Source organism: Yersinia sp. 2542 StPb PI, assembly GCF_048593855.1.
In the GTDB taxonomy this organism is placed as follows: Bacteria; Pseudomonadota; Gammaproteobacteria; order Enterobacterales; family Enterobacteriaceae; genus Yersinia; species Yersinia enterocolitica_E.
Genome location: NZ_JAZGQA010000164.1, coordinates 1 through 9,620, shown reverse-complemented (window position 1 = coordinate 9,620; position 9,620 = coordinate 1). Strand labels below are relative to the sequence as shown.

The window sequence follows — 9,620 nt, the reverse complement described above, 5'->3', positions numbered from 1 at the left end:
TCCTGTCTGTAGGATGTGGCTGACATATCCTTAAAAAAAGCTGGGTTATTCTCTTACCCTAAGCGATAACATCATGCTTTGCATGGGATATTCGTCAGGGTTAATTCAGTTTTTTTGTGTAAAAAGGATTAGAAATGAAAGGGCAGTTATTAATTGCAGCGCTGTTGGCCGCCAGTTTTTCAGTCTGTGCGGCGGAACATGCTCATTGGGGATATGAAGGTCAGGAAGATCCTGCCCATTGGGGAAAACTCTCACCGGATTTTTCACTGTGCGAAACAGGTAAAAATCAGTCGCCGGTTAATATTCACGGCGCATTGAAAACCCATCACAGTCAACTCGAGTTGGCTTTCCAACCAGGTAAACAGCAAATCGTGAATAACGGCCATACGATTCAGGTGAATGTCAGCACTGGCAATACCCTGAAACTGGACGGCGATACTTTCACATTGCAGCAATTCCATTTCCATACCCCAAGTGAAAATGAGATTGATGGCAAACAGTTCCCGTTAGAAGCTCATTTTGTTTATAAAGATAAAGATGGGGCACTGGCAGTGCTCGCACTCATGTTCCAGCAGGGGGATGCAAATCCACAACTGGCACAGGCTTGGCAGCAAATGCCAACGGCGATTGACCAAATGGCGATATTAAATAAGCCTCTTGATATCAAAGCATTGCTACCCAAAAAGTTTGATTTTTATCGCTTTAGTGGCTCACTAACCACACCACCTTGCTCTGAAGGTGTCAGTTGGATGGTGCTTGAGCAGCCTGCGAGCGCTTCTGCTGAACAAATTAATCAATTCCGCTCTGTGGTTCATCATACGAATAATCGCCCTGTACAGCCACTGAATGGCCGAGTCATTATCGATTAAAACTACGTATGAGTCGCACTATCCTGTCTTCTGGCAGGTAGTGCGCGTGGCTTTTTGCCGCCTGGCCATTTTACACCATAGCCACATCAGTCAAATCCCACAAACAAAAAAACCAACCCTAACGGATTGGTTTTCTTAAGGTATTTTGGTCGGCATGAGAGGATTTGAACCTCCGACCCCCGACACCCCATGACGGTGCGCTACCAAGCTGCGCTACATGCCGATGCTATGACGGTTATACTACATTTTACCGTTATTAATGCAAGACTTGGCAAAACGTTCGCTTGTTTTTTGAGCGCACCAATGCCTGTTTTTAGAGCTAGTTCGCAATAAAACGTTTTATATCCGTCAACACTTGCAGCAGTAATGGAAGTTGAGGCTTTTCATTTTTGATTTCATTGCCTTGCTCATCATAGGTGCGGTATTCACCGTTATTATCTAATACAACGGTTTGTGTTGGCGTAGTAATAACTAACATGCCATTGTCACCGGTTGCCACCCAGTTATTATTGCGCTGTGCGGCGAACAAATCTTCCCCTTGCGAATAATCCTCAGGCGCTGTTTTGACGTGTAACAAACGTTGCATTAGCGTTGTCATGATATCTTCATGATTGGTCAGTTTATTCACGGCCTGCGCTGGCGTGCCTGGCCAATGAACCACTAATGGCACTTGCAGTTGTTGGCGATTAAAGCTGCTGCCTGCACCCCAGGTATCATTGCCGCTGTCATTAAATTCAACACCATGGGCCGCAGTAATAATAACTACGGTTTTATCGAGCTGACCGCGCTGTTTCAGTGTATCCAGAATAGTCGCAATCTGTTGATCTACATCTTTTGCGCCTGCCTGGTAGTGACGGATAAAGTCAGTCGGTAACGCAACCTTCTGCCCGATTACCGGGTCTTGTGCTTCAACTGCCCCGTTGAGGTTAATGTATGAGAACCATGGTGCATTATTGTTGAGCGTGGACAGCCATTGCTGCCACTGTGCCGTGGTTTCGCTATCCGGTTGCACTGCAGGAGTTGGTAATGTGAAATCAGCTAACAGTGCCTGGCGGTAGAGTGGTGACTCAAAACCATCGGATGAGAACAGACCAAACTGATAACCCTGCGCGCTTAATGCTGTAACAAACGCTGAGGGTTCGCGCGCGGAGAGAATACCGTCTAAATAAGTAGGCGAAATGCCATAAAACAGGCCAAATAAGCCCGTATCCTGACGGTTGCCTGAACTGTAGTGGCTGTCAAACTGAATGTTTGAACGGCCAAATTCGGCTAGGGCAGGCATGTCTTTTTGCAGGCTACTGGCACGAATACCATCAACCACAATGAGCAACAAATTATAACCACTGCCTTTATCGCTGAAGGTAATCGGGTTGAGTGGATATTCAACCGCCAGTGCATCTGGATTACCTTGTTCCACCAGGCGACGCTGATATTCCTGCTGATCGAGCAGGCCGTGTTTCTCAAGGAACTTACGGGCGGTCATCGGGTAAGAGAGTGGCAGGTTTGCGCGTTGCATACTGATTGGGCGATAAAAATTGGCATCGGCCCAAATATAAATCAGATGAGAGGCAAAGAACGCAGAAATAAACACCGCCACCAACGGCTTAACAAAGCGTTGCCGGTTAAGGCTGCGTAGTTTTTGCCAGGCCCAAGTGCCGAAAAGCATCTCGACCAGGAAAATGACTGGCACGGCAATAAACATTAATTGCCAATCACGCGCCAGCTCGGTCTGGTCTGGGTTAACCACCAATTCCCATACCACCGAGTTAAGGTGTAAATGGAAACGGGTGAAAACTTCGGTATCAACCAACAGCAGAGTCAGGCCCGCAGTGGCAAAGGCGGCGGAAAGGAAACGGAGTAGTCGCTGCGACATCACCACAAAGGTGAGTGGGAAGATCACCAACAAATAAGCAGCAAAAACGATAAAACTAAAGTGCCCGAGCCAACTGACGAGGGCATAGATACGGCCAACCAGCGATGAGGGCCAATCGGAGACAAACAGATAGCGGCTACCCAGCACTAGGCTAAACAGGATATTAAACAGGGCGAACCAGTGCCCCCAGCTGATCATCTGGGAGACTTTTTCACGATAGCGCTGACGATTTGTCACCATATTGAGATTGCAGTCTTGGCCGATAAATTAATGAGCTTTATCTTCACTTATCGAAGCTTGAAGAGCTTCAGCGAAAGAACGTGCCAATACTTTGCGCTGCGCTGGGGCCACGCTGGTATTGATCAAATTTGTTACCATATTCCCCAACACCATCAAAGAAAGATTGGTGGGAGTACGGTTTTTTTCCATTACGCTGACTAATTCTGACAGCAGTTTTTCGACTTGTTCGTCGCTATAACGGGATGATTGTGCCATAAAAAGTGTGCTCAATACCTGACAAAGTCCCACATCTTACCGTATAGAGACACGCTTTTCCGCTATTTTATAGCATTAAGAATCATTAGCCATTAATTGAGGGGCGCGAATGCTTTAGGGTTGCAGCTCTCAGGCATCAGTGATTGAATACGCCCCTAGCCAAAAGGAGTATTTATCATGAGTCTGGATATTGACCAGATAGCCTTACATCAGCTTATCAAGCGTGATGAACAAACGCTTGATGTGGTGTTGCGCGATTCTCTGTTACCTGCCAATGCTGTAGTTGAAGAAATGATGGCCGAACTGCATCGTGTTTACAGCGCCAAAAGCAAAGCTTACGGGCTGTTTAATGAGCAAAGCGAGCTGGCTGAAGCGCTGAAACGAAGCCGTAAGGGTGATGAAGACTTCCTCAGTTTTAGCCGTGCTGCCACCGGGCGTTTACGTGATGAGTTAGCCAAATATCCGTTTGCCGAAGGCGGTGTGGTGCTGTTTTGCCAATATCGTTATCTGGCGGTGGAGTATCTGCTTATCTCGGTGCTGAGCAGTTGTAATAGTATGCGAGTGAATGAGCAACTTGATCTCAGTACCACCCATTATCTCGATATTAACCGTGCTGATATTGTCGCCCGTATCGATTTAACTGAATGGGAAAATAATCCAGAATCCACGCGTTATCTTACGTTCTTGAAAGGGCGGGTAGGGCGCAAAGTATCCGACTTCTTTATGGATTTCCTCTCTGCAACAGAGGGGCTGGATACCAAAGCACAAAATCGGGGCTTATTACAGGCGGTTGATGATTACTGCGCGGATGCTGAACTTGGCAAAAATGAGCGTCAGGCATACCGTCAGCAGGTTTATAGCTATTGTAATGAGCAGTTACAAGCCGGTGAAGAGATTGCGTTGCAGGCGCTTTCTCAAGAGCTGCCAACGCTGGGTGAGAAAGATTTTCAGCAATTCTCGACTGAACAGGGTTATGCGTTAGAAGAGAGTTTCCCGGCAGATCGCGGTACCTTGCGTCAGTTAACCAAATTTGCTGGCAGTGGGGGTGGGTTGAGTATCAATTTTGATGCATTGTTGCTGGGTGAGCGTATTTTCTGGGATGCCGCGACAGATACGTTGACTATTAAAGGCACGCCACCCAATCTGCGTGATCAGTTACAGCGTAATTCAGGCAAAAAGTAACGGTTACCACCGTGACGATAGCCAATAAAAAACGCCGCATAAGCGGCGTTTTTTATTTCGGCGTCCCGAATATCGAAAGCGACGCGATTAAACGCGAACGAAGTCGATATGAGTCAGTTTTGGCTTGAAAGCGTGACGCTGAACAGCCTGTACTTTAACTTTGGTTTCTTTACCGTCAACAACCAGAGTCAGTACGGAATCATAAAAGCCCGGTTTCAATTCAAGGTTCTTGGTGGTGTCATGGTCAAGAGCAATAGAGATAGCTGCTTCAGAACCACCGTAAATGATTGCCGGAAATTTATTTGCTGCACGCAGGCGGCGGCTCGCACCCTTACCCTGGTCGTTACGTACTTCTACATTGATAGTGGTCATTTTGTTTTCTCTTAAAGAAAATTTACCCTGCTACAGGCGACCCAGCAACAGGTTCGATACTCGGCTTTGATTGGGTAAACCCAGAGCAAAGCGGGCGGCATTCTAGCGAAATATCGGCCAGACAGCAAATAAAACTGCGAAAATCTCAGGCTAAATGCGGCTCAGGCAAGGGAGTCAGCCCGCCGGAAACGGCCCTGATAATCAAATATCTTTTCTCTAATTTGCCACCATTGCCCACGACGGCGGGCCACGACAAAATCGGGATAACGTAACAGGGCTTGTTGCGCGATGATATCAGCCGCCGTTTGCCATTTCAGTGCCACACCGGGTGCCCGTTGGTGTGGGCGCAGGAAAATTTGTTCAAATGCCATACGTTGCGCGGCGGTGGTTAAGCGAAAACGTTCGCTGGTATCAGTGCCGTCTTCGTCGTAGTAGGTGATTTTCAGCCACTCACCCTTTGCGTCATGGCCCGTCTCCAGACTCATACCGCCACAACGTAGCACCAGGGCATCTTTTAATTTTAACGCGGCTTTCAGCATATCATCGGGATCGACCAGAACTTCCTGGCACTGGTGACAACGGCGGGCGGCAATGTCATTTTCCGCCCCACAATTCGGGCAGCACTTAAAGCGAAAGCGATAGTCACATTGCGCCCGCACGCCTTGTTGGTCCTCAAACCACCCCTGACAGCGGCGACCATAGTGTTCAATAATGTCACCAGACTCGGTACATTTTCCCCAGAAGATATTGGCAAAGCCGCAATCTGGGCAAAATACCTGAACCGGCTGACTGCCACTATGCGGTTTGCTGGTACCCACTTCAGGGGTAAAAAGGTCATGGGGATTGCCAGCGTAATCCAGAATCAGGCAATCTTCTTTACCCGGTGATAACCGCAAGCCTCGGCCGACTATCTGTTGATACAAACTGACCGATTCCGTGGGGCGAAGAATGGCAATCAGATCAACATGGGGGGCATCAAAGCCAGTGGTTAACACCGCCACATTAACCAAATAGCGCAGTTGCTGCTGCTTAAAGGCAGTGATTAACGCATCGCGCTCATTAGGCGGGGTAGTGGCGCTCACCAGTGCAGCCTCGTCTTTTGGCAGCAAGCCATACACCTCTTTGGCGTGTTCAACGGTCGCGGCAAAAATCATTACCCCGCGACGTTGAGCGGCATATTCAATTATCTGGTTAACAATATGCGGAGTAATTCGTTGCTGCTGCTTAAGTTCACGGTCTAAATCCGCCTCTCGGAACAGGCCGCTACTGTTGCTGGTCAGGCGACTGAAATCATACTGCACCACGGGCATATCCAACCGCTCTGGGGGGACCAGAAAACCGTGCTTGATCATGTAGCGCAAGGGTAATTCATAAATACAATCGCGAAAAAGGGACTTTTCATCACCACGGGTAATACCGTGATAATGGAATTGATAAATCCAGCCTTTTCCCAATCGGTAAGGTGTGGCGGTCAATCCCAGCAAGCGCAGGCGGGGGTTGGTGGTACGTAAATGCTGAATAATTTGCTGATACTGGCTGTCATCGTCATCACTGATACGATGGCATTCATCAATAATCAGTAGTGAAAAGGCACTATCAAATAGGGGCAGGTTTCGTGCCACTGACTGCACACTGCCAAACACCACTTTTCCTGCGCTTTGGCGTTGCTGCAAGCCAGCGGCGAAAATATCAGCCTCTAAGTCGTAGGCGCAATATTTGGCGTGATTCTGTGCTACCAACTCTTTGACATGAGCCAGCACCAGAACGCGCCCGCGAGCCAGTTTCGCCAATTCGGCGATCACCAGACTTTTGCCTGCCCCGGTGGGTAGAACAATCAAAGCAGGCTCACTGTGGCGGCGAAAATGGGCAAGAGTGGCATCGACAGCCTCTTGCTGATAGGGGCGCAGTGTAAATGCCATTAGTGCACCTGCCCGATGGCTTTCAACCCATTCTCCCCGCAACCCTTTTCCGCGCGTATGCGTGACATTTCTCTCTCTTTATAATGAAAAACTTTTGACTATTATGCCTGTCGGAGGCGGTTGGCGCGAGGCCCCAAGTTAGCACTGATGGGGTGGCGTGATAGACGCGGCGCACTCTGGGGGTAAGTTGTTTCTCAATAACAACTTTTTACGTAACTGTTTCTAGGATGATATGGCAACCGCCGCTATACTGATGAGTCTGGTAGGCAGCAAATGATTTTCTCCCAACTGCTTCATTCATTTCACACCGTATCATGAGCATCCTGCTGTCGTTGGCGGGTGTGATTGCGGGTATCGTGCCCGTCAGCGGTACGACAAGACAACAGGCAAAGTAGATTCAATGCGATTGGACAAGTTTTTATCTCAGCAATTAGGTGTCAGCCGGGCGTTAGTCGCGCGCGAGCTGCGGGCAAAACGAGTCACTATTGATGGCGAAGTGGTCAAAAGTGGTGCGATTAAGCTGACACCGGAACAAGACGTGAGATTTGATGGCAACCCATTACAACAAACCGTTGGCCCACGTTATTTCATGCTGAACAAACCGCAGGGTTATGTGTGTTCGACAGAAGACCCAGATCACCCGACCGTGCTGTATTTCCTTGATGAGCCAGTGGCATACAAACTCCATGCCGCCGGGCGTTTGGACATCGATACCACCGGATTGGTACTGATGACCGACGATGGTCAGTGGTCGCATCGGATCACCTCACCGCGTCATCATTGTGAAAAGACCTATCTGGTGACGCTGGAACACCCATTGGCCGATGATACCGCGCAACAGTTTACTGATGGCGTACAGTTGCATAATGAAAAGTCTCTCACCAAACCGGCTCAACTTGAGGTTATAGAGCCTCAGTTGGTGCGTTTAACCCTCAGTGAAGGGCGTTATCATCAGGTAAAACGGATGTTTGCGGCGGTGGGAAATCGGGTTATAGAGCTGCATCGTGAGCGAATTGGCGACATTAAACTTGATGACGATTTGGCACCAGGCGAGTACCGCCCGTTAACCGCAGAAGAGATTGCCAGTGTCGGCGCGCCTCATCTGTAATTGATTTTCTATTACAGCGCGGGCTGTCTTGCCGTTGATATTACACTAAATAATTCGAGTTGCAGGAAGGCGGCAAGCGATAGAGTCCCAATGAGTTGACGGGAGTCAATGATTCGGGTGAAAGAGCGTAGCCAACGCACATGCGGCTTGAAGTATGACGGGTATAACCCACGGTAGGTTATTGAAGGAGTTGTTGAACGTGCATGCCAGTACCCAAAATGAAGAGAAGAACCGGACATCCCACGTTGGCTTGATCTTTATCCTCGGTTTGCTATCGATGCTGATGCCTTTGGCAATTGATATGTATCTGCCGAGTATGCCGATTATTGCACAGGAGTTTGGCGTAGAGAGTGGTGCGGTGCAGATGACTCTAAGCGCCTATGTGCTGGGGTTTGCCATCGGACAAATGTTCTATGGGCCAATGGCTGATAGCCTCGGGCGCAAGCCGGTTATCTTTTGGGGTACGCTAATATTTGCGCTCGCGGGTATGGCTTGTGCCATGGCGCAATCAATCGAACAACTGATTAACTTGCGTTTCTTGCATGGTTTGTCTGCCGCTGCCGCGAGTGTGGTGATTAATGCATTGATGCGCGATATGTTCACTAAAGATGACTTCTCTCGCATGATGTCTTTTGTGGTGTTGGTGATGACCATCGCACCCTTGCTGGCACCGATTATCGGTGGTGCATTGTTAGTATGGTTTAGCTGGCACGCCATCTTCTGGACCATGGCGGGTGCTGCATTGGTCGGCGCGATTTTGGTTGCACTGTTTATTAAAGAAAGCTTGCCACGAGAGAAACGGCAACGATTCCATTTGCGCACCACTATTGGCAATTTTGCCACGTTATTCCGCCATAAGCGGGTACTGAGCTATATGTTAGCGAGCGGCTTCTCTTTTGCTGGGATGTTCTCATTCCTCAGTGCCGGTCCCTTTGTTTATATCGATTTAAACGGCGTCTCTCCACAAAACTTTGGCTATTACTTTGCGCTGAATATCGTCTTCTTGTTCTTGATGACATTGATTAATAGCCGCAATGTACGCCGCTTCGGAGCGCTTAAAATGTTCCGATTTGGCATGCTAGTGCAATTTGTTATGGGGATCTGGTTGCTGGTGGTTTGCGCCACCGGGATGGGGTTCTGGGCGTTGGTATTGGGTGTCGCGGCTTATGTCGGTTGCATCGCCATGATCACCTCGAATGCGATGGCGGTTATTTTGGATGATTTCCCACATATGGCCGGTACTGCGTCTTCTCTGGCAGGGACCCTACGCTTTGGTATTGGTGCGGTGGTAGGAACGCTGTTGTCGATGGCGCCATCCCGCAGTGCCTGGCCAATGGTAAGCTCAATGGCATTTTGTATTATTGTGGCCATGTTGTTGTATCTTTATGCCAGTCGCCCACATAAGGATGCGGTGAAATAACTATCGTCGTAATAACTATCGCCGCAATCATTATCAAGGCTAAGTTGCTGGGGCTTATCAGTTAATGGTTATTGCAAGAAGGTGAGGGGCGTCTTAGGGCGTTCCCTTCATTCACATTATTTATCGTCAATGTACTCATTATTTATTCAATTATTTTCCTCGTCGACTCATTTACTCCCGTCAATATCGCCCGAATTGCCACTTAAAAATGCGTGGTTCTTGCGTTCAATCAATATAGTAAGCATGCATATCATTATTTATTGCATAGTTATGATTGGCACCATATTGTTAACTTTTTGAGCGAACATATAAAAAATCGCAAATTGTTATTGAAGCGTTTTTATCAGATATTTCTGTCAGTTGAATAGTTACGTATGTTAGT

General features: G+C 48.3%; 8 protein-coding genes and 1 tRNA gene. 4 read left to right on the top strand and 5 right to left on the bottom strand.

All coding sequences use genetic code 11. From position 1 onward, the window contains the following. Positions 1–134 precede the first annotated feature (134 nt). Positions 135–869: a carbonic anhydrase gene (locus V1952_RS16865; protein WP_372559404.1), complete on the top strand. Its 735-nt coding sequence runs from the start codon at positions 135–137 to the stop codon at positions 867–869. Between the two features lie 146 nt (positions 870–1,015). On the opposite strand, the gene V1952_RS16860 is transcribed toward V1952_RS16865, so the two are convergent. The 3 genes from V1952_RS16860 to V1952_RS16850 all read right to left on the bottom strand — a co-directional run bounded on the left by V1952_RS16860 (position 1,016) and on the right by V1952_RS16850 (position 3,237). Then, a tRNA-Pro gene (locus V1952_RS16860) sits at positions 1,016–1,092 on the bottom strand. A 96-nt stretch (positions 1,093–1,188) separates the two neighbouring features. Then, positions 1,189–2,982 carry an LPS biosynthesis-modulating metalloenzyme YejM gene (yejM, locus tag V1952_RS16855; protein ID WP_372559403.1) on the bottom strand — a complete coding sequence of 598 codons (1,794 nt, stop codon included), beginning with the start codon at positions 2,980–2,982 and terminating at the stop codon, positions 1,189–1,191. A 27-nt stretch (positions 2,983–3,009) separates the two neighbouring features. Next, a complete protein-coding gene (locus V1952_RS16850) occupies positions 3,010–3,237 on the bottom strand; it encodes a YejL family protein (protein ID WP_372559402.1) in 228 nt (75 codons plus the stop codon). 177 nt (positions 3,238–3,414) lie between these two features. On the opposite strand from V1952_RS16850, the gene yejK reads away from it, so the two are divergent. After that, on the top strand, positions 3,415–4,419 hold the full coding sequence (gene yejK, locus V1952_RS16845) for a nucleoid-associated protein YejK (protein ID WP_420075158.1): 1,005 nt from the start codon (positions 3,415–3,417) through the stop codon (positions 4,417–4,419). Positions 4,420–4,506: 87 nt separating this feature from the next. Here the strand turns inward: yejK and rplY are convergent, their stop codons facing one another. Continuing rightward, positions 4,507–4,791, bottom strand: a complete 285-nt coding sequence (gene rplY / locus V1952_RS16840; RefSeq protein ID WP_004700538.1) for a 50S ribosomal protein L25 — start codon at positions 4,789–4,791, stop codon at positions 4,507–4,509. Positions 4,792–4,952: 161 nt separating this feature from the next. Continuing rightward, the gene (locus V1952_RS16835; protein ID WP_420075157.1) at positions 4,953–6,710 is read right to left on the bottom strand and encodes a DEAD/DEAH box helicase; all 1,758 of its coding nucleotides are present in this window, start codon (positions 6,708–6,710) and stop codon (positions 4,953–4,955) included. 400 nt (positions 6,711–7,110) lie between these two features. On the opposite strand from V1952_RS16835, the gene rsuA reads away from it, so the two are divergent. Together rsuA and V1952_RS16825 are read left to right on the top strand one after the other, a co-directional pair. Beyond that, a complete protein-coding gene (rsuA, locus tag V1952_RS16830; protein ID WP_372559399.1) occupies positions 7,111–7,818 on the top strand; it encodes a 16S rRNA pseudouridine(516) synthase RsuA in 708 nt (235 codons plus the stop codon). A 199-nt stretch (positions 7,819–8,017) separates the two neighbouring features. Further along, positions 8,018–9,238: a Bcr/CflA family multidrug efflux MFS transporter gene (locus V1952_RS16825; protein WP_083158350.1), complete on the top strand. Its 1,221-nt coding sequence runs from the start codon at positions 8,018–8,020 to the stop codon at positions 9,236–9,238. Positions 9,239–9,620 lie beyond the last annotated feature (382 nt).

Bases quoted from the DNA above. Each gene is read 5' to 3' on its own strand.
- V1952_RS16865 (WP_372559404.1), top strand. From the start codon at position 135: ATGAAAGGGCAGTTATTAATTGCAGCGCTGTTGGCCGCCAGTTTTTCA.
- yejM (WP_372559403.1), bottom strand. From the start codon at position 2,982: ATGGTGACAAATCGTCAGCGCTATCGTGAAAAAGTCTCCCAGATGATC.
- V1952_RS16850 (WP_372559402.1), bottom strand. From the start codon at position 3,237: ATGGCACAATCATCCCGTTATAGCGACGAACAAGTCGAAAAACTGCTG.
- yejK (WP_420075158.1), top strand. From the start codon at position 3,415: ATGAGTCTGGATATTGACCAGATAGCCTTACATCAGCTTATCAAGCGT.
- rplY (WP_004700538.1), bottom strand. From the start codon at position 4,791: ATGACCACTATCAATGTAGAAGTACGTAACGACCAGGGTAAGGGTGCG.
- V1952_RS16835 (WP_420075157.1), bottom strand. From the start codon at position 6,710: ATGGCATTTACACTGCGCCCCTATCAGCAAGAGGCTGTCGATGCCACT.
- rsuA (WP_372559399.1), top strand. From the start codon at position 7,111: ATGCGATTGGACAAGTTTTTATCTCAGCAATTAGGTGTCAGCCGGGCG.